The sequence below is a fragment of the Pseudomonas sp. Mb7 genome, assembly GCF_054790525.1.
On sequence record NZ_CP186501.1, the window covers coordinates 2,829,602 to 2,847,460 of the forward strand.

The window sequence follows — 17,859 nt, forward strand, 5'->3', positions numbered from 1 at the left end:
ATACTGCGGTGCCTGAACCCAAGCATTCGCGAGCAGGCTCGCTACCACATTTGAAACGCGTTCCAGTGTGGGAGCGAGCCTGCTCGCGAAGTGGCCAGTACAGTCGCCAGAGAACTCAAGTGTTACGCGGCAGCACGCACCAACAACACCCGCGTCACCCGCCGCTCTTCCACCGCTTTGACCGTCATCTGCCAGCCCTCCAGCTCCAGACGGTCACCGATCACCGGCAATCGATCCAGCAGGCTCATCACCAATCCGGCCATGGTCTGATAATCCTCGGTCGGCTGCGCACCAAACCCGGTACGTTGTCGCACACGCGCAAGGTTCAACGCGCCGCTGACCACAAACCCGCCCTGCTCCTCAACCACGTCCGGGCCTTCGATTTCGCTGGCGTCCGGCAGCTCACCGGCAATCGATTCGAGAATGTCGGTCATGGTCAATACGCCGACGAAATCACCGAATTCGTTGACCACGAAGGCAATGTGAGTCGAAGCGGCGCGCATCTGCTCCAGCGCATTGAGGATCGAATAGCTTTCAAGCAAATTGATGGTCTTGCGTGCCAGGTGTTCCAGGTTCGGCTCGGTGCCGGCCAGGTATTCCTTGAGCAGTTCCTTCTTGTGCACGAAGCCCAAGGGCTCATCTACCGCACCGTTGCGAATCAACGGCAGACGCGAGTAGGACGAGTGCATCAAGCGGGTACGAATCGCCTCGCGATCATCGGCCAGATCAATCGTGTCGACATCGGCGCGCACGGTCATCAGCCCGCGAATCGGGCGCTCGGCCAGTTGCAATACGCCGCTGATCATCACCCGCTCGCGACGGTCGAACAGTTCCGCGCTTGGCGCATCACCGTCGTCAAGCAGGTCAGAGATCTCCTCGCCAACCTCTTCCGCCGCCAGTTTGCGTCCGCCCAGCAGGCGCATCACCGCATGAGCGGTGCGCTCGCGTATCGGTCGCAGCCCCTGCATCGAGCGCTTGCGGCGAGCCCGGGCGATCTGGTTGAACACCTCGATCAGAATCGAGAAACCGATGGCGGCGTACAGATAACCTTTCGGAATGTGGAAGCCCAAACCTTCGGCCGTCAGGGCAAAACCAATCATCATCAGGAAGCCCAGACACAGCATGATCACCGTCGGGTGCGCGTTGACGAAGCGCGTCAGCGGTTTGCTGGCGACAATCATCAAGCCGATCGAGATGATCACCGCGATCATCATCACCGCCAGTTCATCGACCATGCCCACGGCGGTGATCACCGCATCGAGGGAGAACACTGCATCGAGCACCACAATCTGCGCGACGATCGGCCAGAACAAGGCGTAAGCGGCGTTGGTCGTGCGCTCACCGATGTGGCCTTCAAGGCGTTCGTGCAATTCCATGGTGGCCTTGAACAGCAGGAACACACCACCGAACAACATGATCAGGTCGCGACCAGAGAAACTCTTGTCGAACACCTCGAACAATGGCTGCGTGAGGGTGACCAGCCAGGAAATACTCGCCAACAGGCCAAGGCGCATGATCAGCGCCAGCGACAGGCCAATAATCCGCGCGCGGTCACGCTGATGCGGTGGCAGCTTGTCTGCCAGAATTGCAATGAACACCAGGTTGTCGATACCCAGCACCAGTTCCAGCACGATCAAAGTCAACAAGCCTAACCAGGCCGTGGGATCCGCTAACCATTCCATAAAACGTCTCTATCTCTCTCGATGAATTCAGGCTGCCGGACACGGCAAAGCGCAACGCGAAGGCTTTAGGGCCGCGTTAGCAACGATAGTCGGATGTCGGAAAACCGGATGCTGCGAGTGCGTCAAGACCGCGCCATGGCGCGAGGGGAAGGTGCGACTGGGAGGCTCCGAGAGGGTGTTCATGCAAATCCTGAATGAAAAATGGCCTTGGAGCGTACAGGCTTTGGGAACATTTCCTACAGCGGCAAATCATTTCAAAATCTGTAATCCACACCGAAACCCACTGTAGGAGCTGCCGAAGGTTCGGGCCGCGATCGGACGATCCTTTGATCATGTTTTCTAATTCGAAAGTCAAAAGATCGCAGCCTTCGGCAGCTTCTACAGTACGGTGTCAGCGTCCGGCAAAACGCAGCCGGGACAACTGCCGCAAATCCCCTTCGATGTAATAGTCATTCGTCCAACGGTCATCCACCGCCAACGGACTCACTTGCTTCAACGCCAGTTTTTTCGCGAAATAGCGAAAGCGGTAATGCTCATAAAACCGCAGCAGCTCCAGCCCGTAACGATCCGCCAGATCGGTGTCGCCACGAATGATCAGGTAGTTTTCGTCGTTGCCATTGCTCGCTGAAGCGCTGAGGTTGTGGCTGCCGCTGATGATCGTTGGTGTGTCCGTGGTGAAGTCGGTGACCACGGCTTTGGTGTGCACCAGCAGATTGCCTTTCTGGCCTTTCATGTTCTCGCGCAGCCAGCCTTCCAGCCCGGTGTTGAGCAATGCGGTGGCGGCGAATTCGGCGCTGCGGTCGGCGTGAAAACCGGTGATTCGGCTGGCAGTGTTCTGCAGGCCATAACGCAAAATGTCGTCGTGGGGCTGGCCGAGTAACGCGTTAAGAATCGCGTCCGGCAGCGAGAACGCGGTGACGAACAGCACGTCCTTTTTCGCCGCGCTGATGATCTGCACGAACGCCTGCAGATCGGCCCCGCCGGTGCGCGGCGAGAACCCGGCGAACAAAGGTTGCTGCGGATTCATCGGGTTGTGTTCGGTAATCCAGTCACGGGTAACGCCGATATCATCCGGCTGCGCCCAGATCTGCTCGAACGTCTGCAGATAACTGGCGGCAATCGATGCATCGTCCAGCACATGCACCACGTTGGCCTGACGATAAATTCCGTTGGCGGTGAAATTGGTGCTGCCACATAAAACCGCTTCAGGCTGATGAGTGCCGCTGGCATCAACGCGGCTGAGGACCATGAATTTGTTGTGAAAGATATTGTGGGTCACTCGCCCGCGTTTGCTCGCGGGAGGCAGTGCCGCCAGGCTCGCTTCGTTGATCGTGGTGTCTTCATCATCGGGCCGGGCGTGATACAGCACCCGCACCTTTACGCCACGCATGAACGCCGCGTTCACCGCATCGACGATTGCCTGCAACTGATACTCGTAAATCGCGATATCCAGCGCCCACTGACCATCGACCGCACGCTCGATAAACCCGAGCAATCGTGTGAGCAAGCCGTTTTCCAACCATTGCCGCGGCGCATCGGGCCAGGCTTCGATGGGCATGTTTTTGTTGGCGCTGATCTGCGCGTCGAGATCGGGAAACTTGCGCTGGAATGCCTGACTGGCGGCGACCGCACGGTTGAATATCACGCTTTGATTGCTCGGATGACCGTCATCGGAGGTGATCGTCAGTTCCAACGACTCTCCCAACTGCACGGCATCCGCGGTGCCGTAGGCCAGATGCACGCGATAGTGAAGGGTCATGCCCGGATTGACCGCGTAATCGGCCCAGCGAAATTTCTGCAGCGGGGCTTTATCGCTTGGGGTGGCGTGGAACTGGGGGAAGGTATGCGCCTTGCCAGGGAAGGTCAGGCTGTTGAACAGGAACAACCAGGGTTTGGCGCCCTGCTGCTTTTCGATGGCGAAACCCAACAGGCCTTTGCGCCGGGATTCGGCCAGATCCATGGCCAGCAGCACGCCGTTGGTGCCGGCGTAGGCCTTTACACGGAAATCGTTCTGAGGGTTTTTGACCACAACGCGCATCGCTCACTCCTTGTGATTGGGGCTGGGTGCAGCATAGAGCAGTGATGCGGGTTTTGAGTGTTCGGCTCTAGACCGGGTCGATGCAATCGCGAGCAGGCTCACTCCTACATTTGGAATGCGTTCCCCTGTAGGAGTGAGCCTGCTCGCGATGAGGCCCGACCATACACAGAAAGTATCAGAGGGAAATCAATTCATCGATATGTCGATACTGCGCATCCAGCGCCGTCGCCAAATCCTTGGCCCGGCCCAACCGGATCGGCCCACGCTCGATATCGATCAGCAACCCCGGACACCCCAGCGCCGGTAATCCCGCCCACTGTTTCAGACGCCCATCGGTCACCACCAGCAAGCGTTGCTGCTCGGCAGGAAAGCGCTTGCGCCGCACCGTCAGCCACTGCCCGGCCTGCTCCAGCGCCGCCAGCAACGGCGTGCCACCGCCTGCACCCAAAGCTTCCAGCCACACCCGCAAGCCGCTGGACGCCTTCAATCCCTGCACCTGCCATTTCGGCACCGAGCCACTGGCCGTCAACAATGCGAGTCGCGCCCGTTGCCGGTAAGCATCATCGAACAATTGCGCGAGCAAACCTTTGGCATCGCTCAAGGCCTGATGGCGGCGGGTCGAGGCGGAGGCATCGACGATCACCAGCCACAATTCATGCGGTGAGCGCGTGCGCAGTTGGAACAGCAGATCTTCGCGCGTTCGAGGACGCCCGTTGAGTAACGAACCCGGCCAATTCACCGTACCGCTGCGCGCCTTATGGCGCTTGCCTTGGCGTCCGTTGTCCAGCCGACCGGTGCGGGGTCTGGCATTCGCCCCCGCGTCGGATCGGGGGCGAATGCCTAAAGCTTTTTTGGCCAGCTCGGCACTTCACGGCGGGTGCCGGTGGCGAGCGCAGGCGCCGGCATGTCGCCCCACTGGCCCTGCCCTTCACTCGGTGATGCCTGAGTCGTGGCCGGCGACTGGGCCGGTTGCGGCGGATTCGATGGCGCTTGCTCACGGCGCCGATGGCGCAGGGCAAACTCGGCGACAGCGTCGATATCCTCTGCGTCAATCACCTCAGCTCCGCGCCACGCTGCGTGGGCACGTGCGGCGCGCAACCAGACCAGGTCGGCACGCAGACCATCAACCCCGGCGGCGAAACAACGCTCGGTGATCTGCGCCAGTGCGGCATCATCCAGCGGAATATCGGCCAGGGCACGACGAGCGTTTTCGCAACGCGCACGCAAGGCTTGCTGCTCGGCTTGCCACTGTGCGCAGAACGCTTGCGGGTCGCTGTCGAAATCCAGTCGCCGACGGATGATCTGTCCGCGTTCGGTCGGTGCCGTGTGGCCACTGAGGGCGACGTTCAGGCCAAAGCGGTCGAGCAGTTGCGGACGCAACTCGCCCTCTTCCGGGTTCATCGTGCCGATCAGCACGAACTTCGCCGAATGCCGATGGGAAATGCCGTCGCGCTCGATCAAATTGGTGCCGCTGGCGGCAACGTCGAGCAGCAGATCAACGAGGTGATCGGGCAGCAGATTGACTTCATCGACGTAGAGTACGCCGCCGTCAGCCTTGGCCAGCACACCTGGTGAGAATTGTGCGCGGCCCTCGCTGAGAGCAGCGTCAAGGTCGAGAGTACCGACCAGACGTTCTTCGGTGGCGCCCAGCGGCAAGGTGACGAATTGACCGCTGGCGAGCAGATCGGCCAGGCCCCGGGCCAGGGTGGATTTGGCCATGCCGCGCGGGCCTTCGATCAGCACGCCGCCGATTTTCGGGTCGATGGCGGTGAGGCACAGGGCGAGCTTGAGGTCATCGGCGCCGACCACGGCGGAGAGCGGGAAATGCGGGGTGTCGGTCATTTGGGTTTTCTCTGTCGTGGTCTTGGGTGTGCTTGAGTGTTGTGGTGTGTCAGTCGGGGTGGTGGCCCTCACCCTAGCCCTCACCCAGGGGGAGAGGGAACTGATTGCGGTGTTCTTGCAAGTTGCGCCGACCTGAATTATCGAGTTGAACTCAGCCTCCAAAGCCAACACAAATCGGCTCCCTTACCCCCTTACTCCCTTGGGGAGAGGGAACTGACCTAGGTGTTCTTTCGAATTCCGTCGACCTGATACGTCGGGCCGAACTCAGACTTCGACAGCAACGCAAATCGGCTCCCTCTCCCTTCGTGAGAGGGCTGGGGTGAAGGTAGCTTTTGGCCGGTTACATATCTTCCTCAATATCCAGCAGCAGATTCTCCAGCGCTCCCTTATAAGCCCCAGGCTCCTGCCACATCCCCCGCTGCTGTGCCTCAAGCATCCGCTCGGTCATGTCCCGCAACGCATGCGGATTGTGCTCGCGAACAAATTCCCGCGTTGCCGGATCCACCAGATAAGCATCGGCCAGCAAAGCGTACTGGTGATCATCGATCAACTGCGTCGTCGCATCGAACGCGAACAGGTTATCAACCGTCGCGGCCATTTCGAACGCGCCTTTATAGCCGTGGCGCTTGACCCCGTCGATCCATTTCGGATTGACCGCTCGTGAGCGAATCACCCGGTTCAGCTCTTCTTTCAAGGTGCGAATCTTCGGCAGATCCGGTTGACTGTGATCGCCGTGATAACTCGCCGCCGCTTCGCCGCGCAAGCTTTCCACGGCAGCGAGCATGCCGCCCTGGAACTGGTAGTAATCATTGGAATCGAGCAGGTCGTGCTCGCGGTTGTCCTGATTCTGCAGCACCGCTTGTACCTGACTCAGGCGCTGAACGAACTGCTCGCGTGCAGCGGTGCCCTCATCAGCACCACCATAGGCGTACGCGCCCCAGTTCAGATAAACCTCAGCGAGATCTTCACGGCTCTGCCACAAGCGACCGTCGATGGCGCCCTGCACGCCTGCGCCGTACGCGCCGGGTTTGGCGCCGAAGATCCGCCATCCGGCCTGACGCCGCGCGGTGTCCTCATCGAGGCCCGATTGCCGCAGCGCCTCGCGCTCGGCACGCACTTTCGCGGCCAGCGGGTTGAGGTCGTCCGGCTCGTCCAGCGCTGCCACTGCTTGCACGGCGGCGTCGAACAGGCGAATCAGATTGGCGAAGGCATCCCGAAAAAAACCGGAAACTCGCAGCGTGACATCGACGCGCGGACGATCAAGCAGGCTCAGCGGCAGAATCTCGAAATCATCAACGCGCTGACTGCCAGTGGCCCACACCGGACGCACGCCCATCAGTGCCATGGCCTGGGCGATGTCGTCGCCACCAGTGCGCATGGTCGCGGTGCCCCACACGGACAATCCGAGCTGGCGCAGGTGATCGCCGTGGTCTTGCAGGTGCCGTTCCAGAATCAACGTCGCCGACTGGAAACCGATGCGCCACGCGGTGGTGGTCGGCAGGTTGCGCACGTCGACCGAGTAGAAGTTGCGGCCGGTGGGCAGCACGTCAAGGCGACCACGGCTGGGTGCACCGCTGGGGCCGGCGGGGACGAAGCGACCGCTGAGGGCGTCGAGCAGGCCGCGCATTTCGGCGGGGCCGCAGGCATCGAGGCGTGGGGCGACGACTTCGCGCAGATGGTCAAGGATTGCACTGACCTCCACCCAACGCGGTCCTTGTAGGAGTGAGCCTGCTCGCGATAGCGGTGTGTCAGTGGACTCAATGTTGGCTGACACACCGCCATCGCGAGCAGGCTTGCTCCCACAAGGGATTTGCAGGGACTCGGAGATCAACGCAGTGGCAAACAGTTCGAGGCGTTCGCGGGTGTCGCCGGCGGTGCGCCAGACTTCGTCGCCGATCGATTGCAATTGATCGGGGCGCGGGCCAGTCCAAGGGTCGGCCAGCGCGCAATCGAGCGGGTCGAAACCCAGTTCGAACGCTTTGGCCAATGCCCGCAATAAACTCGACTGCGCGCCTTTGCCATCGCCACGCGGTATACGCAGCAAAGCCAACAACGTATCAATGCGCAAACGCCCGCTCGGCGATTCACCAAAAATGTGCAAGCCATCGCGAATCTGCGATTCCTTCAGATCACACAAATAGGTATCCAGACGTGGCAGCCAGATCGCCGCATCCGCATCGCTGTCCAGCGCGGCATCGAGTTGCAGTTCGCGGTCGATCTGCGTCTCGCGGACCAATAGCAGAATGTCGCGCTGCAGTTCACGGGCGCGGCGCGGATCAAGCAGCTGCGCTTCGTAATACTCGTCGGCCAGCAGCTCCAGATTGCGCAACGGGCCGTAGGTTTCGGCGCGGGTCAGCGGCGGCATCAGGTGATCGATAATCACCGCTTGCGTGCGCCGTTTGGCCTGCGCGCCCTCTCCCGGATCGTTAACGATAAACGGATAGATATTTGGCAGCGGCCCGAGCAACGCATCCGGCCAGCAGTTCTCCGAAAGACCGACGCCTTTGCCCGGCAGCCATTCGAGGTTGCCGTGTTTGCCAACGTGGATCACGCCGTGGGCGCCGTAGGTGTTGCGCAACCAGAAATAGAACGCCAGATAAGCGTGCGGCGGCACCAGATCGGGGTCGTGATAGACCGCGCTCGGATCGACCTGATAACCGCGCGCCGGCTGAATACCGACGAAGGTCATGCCGAAGCGCAGACCGGCGATCATCATCCTCCCGTCGCGGCACATCGGGTCGTTTTGCGGCGTGCCCCAGCGTTCGATCACAGCGCTGCGATTAGCCTCGGGCAGCGCGTTGAACATCGTCAGATAAGCGTCCATGGCCAGGCTTTGCTGGCACGGACGCAGATCAATGGTGTCGAGATCGTTGCTGACGCCACCGAGCAATTGCTCGATCAACTCGGTGCCGCTATTCGGCAGTTCAGCGGTGAGCGGATATCCCTCAGCCTGCAATGCACGCAGGATGTTCAGCGCCGCCGCCGGCGTGTCGAGACCGACACCGTTGCCGATGCGCCCATCACGGGTCGGATAGTTGGCGAGGATCAATGCGATGCGTTTTTCGCCATTCGGCACCCGCGCCAGATCAATCCAGCGCCGCGCCAGTTCAGCGACAAAATCCATGCGCTCGGGCTGCGCGCGATAGCAGACGACATCGGACTGACTGCGCTCACTGCGCCAGGCCAGATCCTTGAAGCTGATCGGTCGGCTGATGATGCGTCCGTCGAGTTCCGGCAAGGCAATATGCATCGCCAGATCGCGCGGGCCGAGGCCCTGCTCGCTGTCACGCCAGCCGGGCTCGTTGTCCTGCGCGCAGATCGCCTGGATCACCGGAATGTTGCGGCGAAACGGCCGCAAGTGCGGGGCCTCAGGGCTGGATTGAGCGAACCCGGTGGTGTTGAGAATCACCCCGGCCTCAACCTCGTCCAGCCAGTCCTCGACCACCGTCAGGCAGCCGGGTTCTTTCAGACTGGCCACCGCGATCGGCAGCGGATTCAGCCCCGCCGCTTGCAGGCGCTGGCAGAACACATCGATGAATGCGGTGTTCGCCGCTTGTAAATGCGAGCGGTAAAACAACACCGCCGCGACCGGGCGTGCAGGCAGCCAATCGGCTTGCCAGTCACTCAGTGCGGCGCTGGTTTTATTCGGGTGGTAAATCGCCGTGCGCGGCAGCGCCTGCGGTTCTTCCCAGACGTAATCACGAGCCAGCCAACGGTTGGCGAGGCAGCGGAAAAAGTCCAGCGCATTGCCCAGGCCGCCCTGGCGCAGGAATTGCCAGAGGCGATCACGATCCACAGCGTTGACGGTGCTCAGGTCGCTGAGTTCCGGATCAGGACGGTCATCGCCCGGCACCAGAATCACCTGCACACCGCGCTCGGACAGTTCGATCAGACGCTCGACGCCGTAGCGCCAATAGGCGATGCCGCCGTGCAGCGAGATCAGGATCACCTTGGCGTGGCGCAGCACTTCGTCGACGTACAGATCGACCGAAGCATGGTTCTGCACCTGCATCGGGTTGGCCAGACGCAGGCTCGGGTAATCTTCCGGCAACTGCTGCGCGGCTTCGGCGAGCAGCGCGAGACTGGAGTCGCCGCTGCACAGGATCACCAGCTCGGCGGGGGTTTGGCCAAGGTCGGCAATGTTGTCATCCGAGACGAAACCGCCGGGCTGAGTCCTGAGCAGGTGCATGGCTTAAACGCTGAGCGCAGCGCGCAGTTGCGCTTCGAGTTGCGCGGCGTCGAGCGCCTGACCAATCAACACCAGTCGCGTGACGCGCGCTTCATCAGCGCCCCACTGACGGTCGAAATGCTTGTCAAAACGCGTACCCACGCCTTGGATCAGCAGACGCATTGGCTTGTTCGGAATGGCGGCGAAACCTTTGACGCGCAGGATGCCGTGCTTGACCACCAGTTGCGTCAGGGCGTCGAGCAGCAGGCTTTCGTCGGCTTGTGGCAGTTCGATGGAGATCGAATCGAAGGCGTCGTGATCGTGGTCATCGTGGTCGTCATCGCCTTCACCGTGGTGGTGATCATGATGGCTGTGGCGGCTGTCGATGTGCTCCTCGGAACCGGCGCCGAGGCCGATCAGCACGTCCAGCGGCAGACGGCCGTTGCTGGCTTCGATGATTTTCACCGCTGGCGGCAGTTCTTCGGCGACTTCAGCGCGGACACGAGCGAGATCTTCCGGGCTGGTCTGGTCGGCCTTGTTGAGGATCACCAGGTCGGCGCTGGCCAGTTGATCGGCGAACAGTTCGTGCAGTGGCGATTCATGGTCGAGGTTCGGGTCGAGTTTGCGCTGGGCATCAACCTGATCCGGGAACGCGGCGAAAGTGCCGGCGGCGACGGCCGGGCTGTCGACCACGGTGATCACCGCATCAACGGTGCAGGCGCTGCGGATTTCCGGCCACTGGAAGGCTTGTACCAGCGGTTTTGGCAGGGCCAGGCCCGAGGTTTCGATAAGGATATGGTCGAGATCGCCGCGACGGGCAACCAGTTCGCGCATCACCGGGAAGAACTCTTCCTGAACGGTGCAGCACAGGCAGCCGTTGGCCAGCTCGTAAACGCGGCCGGTGGCTTCTTCTTCGGTGCAACCGATGGTGCATTGCTTGAGGATTTCACCGTCAATGCCCAACTCGCCAAACTCGTTGACGATCACCGCGATACGACGGCCCTGAGCGTTGTCGAGCATGTGGCGCAGCAGCGTGGTCTTGCCCGAGCCGAGGAAGCCGGTGACGATGGTGACGGGGAGTTTGGCCAGTGTTTTCATCGGTATGCCCTTTGGCAAGCGGCGGGCATACGGGACGAGAACCGGCAACGCGCGTGCGTGCCTGGAGAGTTCGCCACCGGATCACCCCGCCCGGTTGTAGTGAGAATCTGTGACGAGGCAGGTCTCCTGGCTGACGGCGTTCAGGCGCTGGGCCTGGCGTTGGCTGCGCCTTCCCGCGGGCTCATAAGTTGAGCTGGCAGTGGCATGGCAGCGAACATCACCGTTCACAGTTGCGGGGGCAGCCGCGGCATTGACCGCGTTCCCTTCTTAGCTCCGACATACGCCGGAGAACCTCGAATGCGCAAGGCTACGCATGCACGGCAGGCGGGTCAACGCCTGGATCATTGTGGTTATAAGGGCAGCAACTTTTTCATCTAATGATCGCGAACACTTCTCACTTAAAAAGTAGTTGTAAGTTATGTCTTACATGTCCTATCCGTTACATAAAAAACTACCACCGCGTTAAACCCTGAAATAGAGCGGCTGCGCGCATTCGATTACATATCTTTACAAAAACCAAATTGATAAATCAATACAAGATATGAACGATGAGTTCGCACAAGGACTATGAGTCTCTCAAGAAAGGATTTCTTGCATGGCTGATTATTATCAGTATTTGATCCTGCCTGTTTCTTTCCTGCACCCATGGGTATCCACAACATGAGTGCCGGTAACGCGTTACGGCTTTCAAGTGATGCCGGACTAAAGGAACTTTCCGAACTACTGCGCAATTGCCACTATGCGCACAGTGTTCACTATCCAGCATTGGATGTTGCGCTGCTGGGACGCGAAGCATGCCGGGCATTCAATGCGACCTGGGATCATTTGCATACCGATGCGTATCTCAGCGCAGAGAACGGTCTTCGCGAACGACGCATCTGCAAGTTCCAGTATCGCCAACAGGAACGCCAATGGACGGCGCTGCAAGACTGCCACTTTTTTCAAGCCGAGACCGACAACCCGCTGTTGGGCGGAGTGCAGCGCACCTACACCCGCTGCGAGGCGACGTTCATTGACTCCCCGATTCTGCAGACACTGCTGGCCGCCGACCTGGCACTGCTGGACATGGCGCTGGGCCCGCGCGACTGGCTCGTGACCTGCCATCAGTTCCGTATCCTCTGCGATCAAGGCAATGCTGGCCAGGCCACCCCTGAGGGCCGACATCGCGACGGGCACGATTTTGTCTTTCAACACCTGATTCAACGTCAGCATGTCATCGGTGGCGAAAGCCGGATATTTGATGAAGAAGGTGGCCAAGTATTCAGTGCAACTTTGACTGACTATCTGGAAACCGTCGTCTTGAATGACCGAATACTTCTGCATGAAGTTTCCCCACTGCAAACATCGAGCATTAATTCGGATCGCGGCAGTCGCGATATGTTGATTATCGACTTCGACCTGGCGGACTACTAATGAATCATTCGACTCATGCACTTTCAGTCAGTACCCCCCTCGCGCATAACTTCATCATTGAACAGTTTCAACAGGCGTGCGCACGAAGAACTTCCACACTATCGCTGACCGCTAATGAAAACATATTGTCCGAGACTGCACGCACGCTAGGACAGAATCGCCATTACGAGCGTTACTTGTTCAATGCACAGGCCATTGACGGTCAATGCTATGCCGCCGAATTCAATGGTATGCAGGTCGAACACTTCCCCGAAGTCGAAACATTAAAGGCTTTGGCGACCCAAGCCGTGCAGGCAATGTTTAACGCGCCGTTCGTCGAATACCGCGTGCTCTCCGGCGTGCACTGCACGCTGAGCGTGCTGGCCGCCCTGACCGAGCCGGGCGACTGCGTATTATCACTGGCGCCCGAAAGCGGCGGGCATTTCGCAACCGGGCCTCTGGTGCAGAAGATGGGCCGGCACAGCGTCTTTTTGAAACTGACGGCTGACGGACAAATTGATCTCGGGGATGTTGATCGGCAACTCCAGGCGTGCGGTGTACAACCGGCAGCCGTACTGCTCGACCATGGTCTGACCACACGGGCAATCGCCCTTAAACCACTGCGCGCGCTGCTGAACCGCCGGGGCTTTGAGCGGACACTGATCATCTACGATGCGTCGCACACTCTGGGCCTCATCGCCGGGAAGGCCTTTCCCAACCCGCTTGACGAGGGGGCGGATATTCTTCAAGGCAACACCCACAAATCCCTGGCAGGTCCGCACCGGGCACTGATCGTCTGCCGGCGTGCCGATCTGGCCCAGCGGATTGAGCAAACGCTCAGCGGTGCGCTGGTGTCCTCGCCCAATCTGCCCGGTCTGCTGCAACTGTTCGTCAGCCTGCTGGAAACCCAGCGCTACGGCCAGGCCTACGCTCAACGCATGTGCGCCAATACTCGCCAGTTGCACGACGCACTCGCCGACCTGCCGGGCTGGACGCTGCACCCCTCCGACACGCACCTGCTGTTGCTCGAAGGCGAACTGGCCCGGCAAGCGGCGCAGCAGCTCAATGAACTGGGGATCCGGATCAACAATAAACAGATCAATGGCCGCGACTGCCTGCGCTTCGGTCTGCAGGAAATTACTCGTCTGGGCATCAGCAGCGAAGACCTGGATGCCTTGGCGCACATCATTCGCAATGTCTTGAGTGGTGGCGCCAACGGCGTGGACCGGATTCGTCTGGCTCACATTTGCCAGCGCCTGAACCGGGTCCACTACAGCTTCGATCAGGAGGTTGACTAATGAGTGCAGCGGCCTGCCTGATCATCGGCAATATTCGTGACGGAGAATACGAGGGCCTGATTGCCGAGGGCATCACCCCTTTGCTGATTGCCGATAGTCGCAAAACCAGCAAGATCGCCGATGCGAAACAGATCTCGCCGGTGGCGCTGTACGACTTTTCCAGAGGGCTGACCCCGGATCTGATCCAGCTGACGCAACAGTTGCTGGACGAGCACGGCTTCACCAGTGTCCTGAATTTCCGTGAAGGCTATGTCGCGATCACGGGGCGGCTGTGTGCGGCGCTGCCGGCGCTGGCCCACCTGCACCGTAACGTGGAAAACACGCTGGACAAGGTGCTGCAACGCCAATGCTTCGAACAGTCGCGTAACCTGGATCTGCACGTGGTCTCTCGCCAGGTTCGTATCGACGACCTGCTGGCGCGCCCGGGCGAGCTGCCCTACCCGTTCATCCTGAAACCAGCGAACCTTTACAGCAGCCTGTTCGTACGCTGCATCGACGATCAGCAGGATCTGCTCGACTACGCCCGTCATGAATGGCCGGCGCTGCAGCGCTATGTGGCGGGCAAAAGCCGCGAAACCGATCAACTGCTGCTGGAGGAATTTCTCCAGGGTTCCAACCATTCCATCGATTGCACGATTGCCGCCGACGGCACGATCAGCAGTTTTCCGATCGTCGATGTGATTGCCGGCGTCGATATCGATCGCGGCGACTTTCACCATTTCGCCCGCTACACGCCGTCGCTGCTGGAGCCCGACGCAGCGCTGAAGGAGCGTTGCCATCGTCTGGCCCATGACGCCGTGAAAGCGTTAGCGCTCAAAGGCACGTTTGCCCATGTCGAGTTCATTCTCACCCCCCGCGGGCCAAGAGTTCTCGAAGTCGGCGCACGCCCCGGCGGCAGCCGGATTCATGTGATTCGTCAAGCCTGGGGGCTGGCGCTGGATGCCTGCTACCACCGCGCGCTGTCCGCCGAGCCTCTGCCCAGCGCCAGCGAAGCGCCGGATGCGTTCGGCATCGCCACCCCTTTCGCCCGCACAGAACGGCTCTATGACGGACTGCACGGCGCCGACCGGATCTGCCGCTTGCCAGGTTTCCAGCGTTGGTACGCCTACGTCACTCCGGGCGAAGCCATCGGGCCGGTCAGCAACGGTTTTCAGAACTACCTGTACATCGAGTTCAGGCAACCCGACACCGCCCGCCTGCGACAATCCTTGCTCGCCGTCAGCGACATTGATGTCTATGGCGAGCAGCCCACGGCGGCGAACACCAAACACATTCTGCTCATCGGCGGGCGTGATTCGGGACTGGATTGGGATACTGCGCGGCAGTTTCGATTTACTCTCGTCCAGCAACCCGGCGAGTTATCTGACTATCAGCGCGAGCGCGCAACGCTAGTGCTGACGCCTGACATCGCCGATCTGCCGGCCTACAGCACGATGGTAGAACGGCTGCACCGGCAATCACCATTCGATGCCGTGGTTTCGTTTTCGGAACTGGGCCTGCTGCCCGCGTCACGCTTGGGCGAACGTCTGGGCATCGTCCACAACAACCTGCGCAGTGTGGAAGTCAGTCGCGACAAACTGCTGTTTCGCCAATTGCTCAAAGGCAGTCGCTACGAGTTGCCCACTGCCGCTATCAACCATGGTGCCGAGGCTCGCGCTTTCGTGCTGCGCCATGGCCCGGCCATCGTCAAACCCGTCAACGGTTCGGGCAGTCAGGGCGTCTATGCCATAGACAGGCCCGAGGATGTCGAACACCTCTCGCTGGAGGGAAACAATCTGATCGAGGCCTTCGCCAGCGGCGACGAATACAGCGTTGAATCCCTCAGCCTGGATGGCCAGCACCGGATTCTCGGCATCACGCGCAAATACACCAGCGGTGCCCCCGGTTATGTCGAAACCGGGCATGACTTTCCTGCCGGGCTCGACGAGAAAACCGCCGCGCAGATCGAAGAAGCGGTGCTGTGGCTGCTCGGGCGAATGGGCAACCGCTGGGGCCCGGCCCACACGGAAATCAAGCTGGACGGTTCACGCCTGCAATTCATCGAAACCCAGACCCGCTTCGGCGGTGACCAGATCTGGGAAATGGTCTGGAAAACCACGGGGGTGCATTTGGCAGCCAGCACCATCGCCGCGATGGCCGGCACGTCACTGCCGACGCCCGAGAAAACCTACGCCAAAATGGCGATCCGCTACATCGAGGCGGCCCCGACCGCCGATCCGCAACAGCTCCAGGCACGCCTGCTGCAACACCCGTTTGCATTACGCGTGAACCTCAACCCCGACAAGTTCGGCCAGAGCATCAGCCGTTCCGCAGACCGCCACGGCTACACGCTGCTGGGCTGCAGCGACGCCGACGACCCGGCGGACTTCAACGCCGCGATCACCCACCCAGAGTTCACTACGCAAGGACCAGCGCAATGACCCGTAAAGACCCGCTATATCACATCGAAGGCCCGATCAGCGCTCACTTCCCGATGATCTCCTTTTCCACCAATGTCTACGACAACCCTGCAGACATCCTGGGTTCGATCACCGATCTGGCCAGACATTTCCAAGCGGTCGAGTTCGAGATCGGCGAAGACGCCGAAAAAACCTTCTGGTCGTTGACCGCCGAAGACCGGTCTGAGCTTGCCGGGAAAATCCGCAGCTTCGCCGAACACAATGGCATCACGCTGACCGTCCACGCCGGATGGTGGGGTCGCCAGTACAACCTGTGTTCCCCGGATTTGACCGAACGTGCCCAAGCGGTGGACTGCCTGAGTGCCGCCGTGGAGTTTTCCCACGAGGCCGGCGCCACCAGCGTCACTTTTCATCCCGGCTACAAAGATCAACTGGAAAACGGCGAACTGCTGGACAACCTGATAGTAGCGATCAACGAGGTAACCAAGCGCTGCAACACCGATGGCATCGCCCTGTGCCTGGAGAACATGGGCGGTCAGCGGCCGAAATTCCCGGTCTTCACCGTCGAGGAACACCTGCGCTTTCACAAGGAGACCGGGTGCTTCGTGACCATCGACGTGACGCATCTGTGCTCACTGCTGCCGTATGGTGAAAGCCTGTTCAAAGCCATTGCCGATCTGGCGCCGGTTACCCGGCATCTGCACATTGCCGACCTCAACAACACCCACCATCAACATCTGCCGATTGGCGAAGGCAACTTGCGCCTGAGCGATGTGCTCAATCGCTTCGCGGTCAACGGCTATCGGGGTGTGGCCGTGGTGGAAGAGTTCATTCCGCGCTTCTCCACCGAGTACTACCTGGAAAAAGCCCTGGCCTATAAGAACGGCGTAGAGCAATTGCTGGCCGGCTCGCGGCACAGCACTCATGCTGGTTGAGTCGAACCTGGCAAAACCGGCGTCGCGCAGCGAGATCGCGACCGGTATCCGCGATGCGCTACCGTTCGTCTTCTCTCTGCTGCTGACCTTCACCCTGATCGGCATGCTCGGGCGCCGCCATGGTCTGGATCTTCCGGCCATGGTGGTTTTCAGCGGTACGGTAATGGCCTCGCCGTTGCAACTGACGCTGCTGGAAACCCCCGCGCACCTGCTTAACGCCTTTGGCGTGCTGGTCTCGGCGCTGAGTATCAACTTGCGTTTTCTGGTCTTCACACTGAGCCTGAAATCCAGCCTCCAGGGCCCGGTCAAAGCGTTCGTCCCCGCCCTGGCGGTGATGGCAAATGCGGCTTTCACGTTGATGTCGATCCGCAAGGATCAGCAACCGATCAGCCGCCCGTATGCCAACACCGTGTGCTTTCTGCTGTACGCCGCCGCCCTGCTTGGCACCGTGGTCGGGTATTGCTTCGCCAGCGTGGCCGACAACGCAGTGATGGATCACGTCAGTGTGGTGATCGCGATTTTCATCAGCGCTTCGCTTGGCAAGATGGCCCGCGACCGTCACAGCTTCCATGCGCAATGGATTGCCGGCCTGGCCACCGCCGCGAGCTTGCTGTGGCTGGGCGAGGTCAGCTTGCTGCTGGTGCTAGCCATCACCGTTCTGACGAGCTATGTCTATGATTGAACCTGGTACTTTCTGGCTGTACGTACTGATTTGCGCGCTGGTTTCGATCGTCTGCCGCTTGCTGCCGCTGGCCGTCGATGTCGAACGGCTTTCGGCAACTGCCCGCGCTTTCATCGATCGTCTGGGAAAATACACATCGGTGGCGATGCTCGTCAGCCTGCTGGCGGTCTCACTCTATCCTTTGGCCAGCCAGCACCTGGCGGCCATGCCATGGATCCTGCCGGTGGCGTTGGCGTGGCTGCTGAGCCTGACGCGAATCAAATCCTATTATGCGTTCCTGATGGCGCTGGGGGTGTACGTCCTGCTGATCATGCGCTAGGCGCCG

The 17,859-nt window shown here is 60.4% G+C and carries 12 protein-coding genes and 1 riboswitch; of the genes, 6 read left to right on the forward strand and 6 right to left on the reverse strand.

Annotation, left to right across the window (positions count from 1 at the left end; all coding sequences use genetic code 11):
- Nucleotides 1–122: 122 nt before the first annotated feature.
- The 6 genes from ACOYXH_RS12915 to cobW form a co-directional block, all read right to left on the reverse strand.
- The gene (locus ACOYXH_RS12915; RefSeq protein WP_320413059.1) at nucleotides 123–1,682 is read right to left on the reverse strand and encodes a TerC family protein; all 1,560 of its coding nucleotides are present in this window, start codon (nucleotides 1,680–1,682) and stop codon (nucleotides 123–125) included.
- A 391-nt stretch (nucleotides 1,683–2,073) separates the two neighbouring features.
- Entirely contained in the window at nucleotides 2,074–3,720 is a 1,647-nt protein-coding gene (locus ACOYXH_RS12920) for a phospholipase D-like domain-containing protein (RefSeq protein WP_460410780.1), read from the reverse strand.
- Between the two features lie 175 nt (nucleotides 3,721–3,895).
- Nucleotides 3,896–4,507, reverse strand: a complete 612-nt coding sequence (locus tag ACOYXH_RS12925) for a vWA domain-containing protein (protein WP_408980844.1) — start codon at nucleotides 4,505–4,507, stop codon at nucleotides 3,896–3,898.
- 53 nt (nucleotides 4,508–4,560) lie between these two features.
- Entirely contained in the window at nucleotides 4,561–5,562 is a 1,002-nt protein-coding gene (locus ACOYXH_RS12930) for an ATP-binding protein (RefSeq protein WP_258708338.1), read from the reverse strand.
- Between the two features lie 340 nt (nucleotides 5,563–5,902).
- Nucleotides 5,903–9,751, reverse strand: a complete 3,849-nt coding sequence (gene cobN / locus ACOYXH_RS12935) for a cobaltochelatase subunit CobN (RefSeq protein WP_460410781.1) — start codon at nucleotides 9,749–9,751, stop codon at nucleotides 5,903–5,905.
- A gap of 3 nt (nucleotides 9,752–9,754) precedes the next feature.
- A complete protein-coding gene (cobW, locus tag ACOYXH_RS12940; RefSeq protein WP_095126368.1) occupies nucleotides 9,755–10,828 on the reverse strand; it encodes a cobalamin biosynthesis protein CobW in 1,074 nt (357 codons plus the stop codon).
- A gap of 99 nt (nucleotides 10,829–10,927) precedes the next feature.
- A riboswitch (cobalamin riboswitch) is annotated at nucleotides 10,928–11,139 on the reverse strand.
- A gap of 349 nt (nucleotides 11,140–11,488) precedes the next feature.
- On the opposite strand from cobW, the gene ACOYXH_RS12945 reads away from it, so the two are divergent.
- The 6 genes from ACOYXH_RS12945 to ACOYXH_RS12970 are packed head-to-tail and all read left to right on the forward strand — an operon-like array spanning nucleotide 11,489 to nucleotide 17,853.
- Complete coding sequence (locus ACOYXH_RS12945; protein ID WP_176471339.1) at nucleotides 11,489–12,241, forward strand: 2OG-Fe dioxygenase family protein; 753 nt, start codon at nucleotides 11,489–11,491, stop codon at nucleotides 12,239–12,241.
- Nucleotides 12,241–13,518: a hypothetical protein gene (locus ACOYXH_RS12950; protein WP_095047823.1), complete on the forward strand. Its 1,278-nt coding sequence runs from the start codon at nucleotides 12,241–12,243 to the stop codon at nucleotides 13,516–13,518. The genes ACOYXH_RS12945 and ACOYXH_RS12950 overlap by 1 nt, the downstream gene beginning before the upstream one ends.
- On the forward strand, nucleotides 13,518–15,938 hold the full coding sequence (locus ACOYXH_RS12955; protein ID WP_460410782.1) for an ATP-grasp domain-containing protein: 2,421 nt from the start codon (nucleotides 13,518–13,520) through the stop codon (nucleotides 15,936–15,938). The genes ACOYXH_RS12950 and ACOYXH_RS12955 overlap by 1 nt, the downstream gene beginning before the upstream one ends.
- Nucleotides 15,935–16,852 (forward strand): sugar phosphate isomerase/epimerase family protein, encoded by a 918-nt coding sequence (locus ACOYXH_RS12960; protein WP_095047825.1) that lies wholly within the window; start codon nucleotides 15,935–15,937, stop codon nucleotides 16,850–16,852. The genes ACOYXH_RS12955 and ACOYXH_RS12960 overlap by 4 nt, the downstream gene beginning before the upstream one ends.
- Nucleotides 16,842–17,534: an AzlC family ABC transporter permease gene (locus ACOYXH_RS12965; RefSeq protein WP_093430896.1), complete on the forward strand. Its 693-nt coding sequence runs from the start codon at nucleotides 16,842–16,844 to the stop codon at nucleotides 17,532–17,534. Before ACOYXH_RS12960 ends, ACOYXH_RS12965 begins: the two co-directional genes overlap by 11 nt.
- Nucleotides 17,527–17,853: a hypothetical protein gene (locus tag ACOYXH_RS12970; RefSeq protein WP_093430893.1), complete on the forward strand. Its 327-nt coding sequence runs from the start codon at nucleotides 17,527–17,529 to the stop codon at nucleotides 17,851–17,853. Before ACOYXH_RS12965 ends, ACOYXH_RS12970 begins: the two co-directional genes overlap by 8 nt.
- The last annotated feature ends 6 nt before the right edge of the window (nucleotides 17,854–17,859 follow it).

Excerpts from the sequence above, each read along its gene's own strand:
- ACOYXH_RS12915 (WP_320413059.1), bottom strand. The coding sequence starts at position 1,682 with ATGGAATGGTTAGCGGATCCCACGGCCTGGTTAGGCTTGTTGACTTTG.
- ACOYXH_RS12920 (WP_460410780.1), bottom strand. The coding sequence starts at position 3,720 with ATGCGCGTTGTGGTCAAAAACCCTCAGAACGATTTCCGTGTAAAGGCC.
- ACOYXH_RS12930 (WP_258708338.1), bottom strand. The coding sequence starts at position 5,562 with ATGACCGACACCCCGCATTTCCCGCTCTCCGCCGTGGTCGGCGCCGAT.
- cobN (WP_460410781.1), bottom strand. The coding sequence starts at position 9,751 with ATGCACCTGCTCAGGACTCAGCCCGGCGGTTTCGTCTCGGATGACAAC.
- cobW (WP_095126368.1), bottom strand. The coding sequence starts at position 10,828 with ATGAAAACACTGGCCAAACTCCCCGTCACCATCGTCACCGGCTTCCTC.
- ACOYXH_RS12945 (WP_176471339.1), top strand. The coding sequence starts at position 11,489 with ATGAGTGCCGGTAACGCGTTACGGCTTTCAAGTGATGCCGGACTAAAG.
- ACOYXH_RS12950 (WP_095047823.1), top strand. The coding sequence starts at position 12,241 with ATGAATCATTCGACTCATGCACTTTCAGTCAGTACCCCCCTCGCGCAT.
- ACOYXH_RS12955 (WP_460410782.1), top strand. The coding sequence starts at position 13,518 with ATGAGTGCAGCGGCCTGCCTGATCATCGGCAATATTCGTGACGGAGAA.
- ACOYXH_RS12960 (WP_095047825.1), top strand. The coding sequence starts at position 15,935 with ATGACCCGTAAAGACCCGCTATATCACATCGAAGGCCCGATCAGCGCT.
- ACOYXH_RS12965 (WP_093430896.1), top strand. The coding sequence starts at position 16,842 with ATGCTGGTTGAGTCGAACCTGGCAAAACCGGCGTCGCGCAGCGAGATC.
- ACOYXH_RS12970 (WP_093430893.1), top strand. The coding sequence starts at position 17,527 with ATGATTGAACCTGGTACTTTCTGGCTGTACGTACTGATTTGCGCGCTG.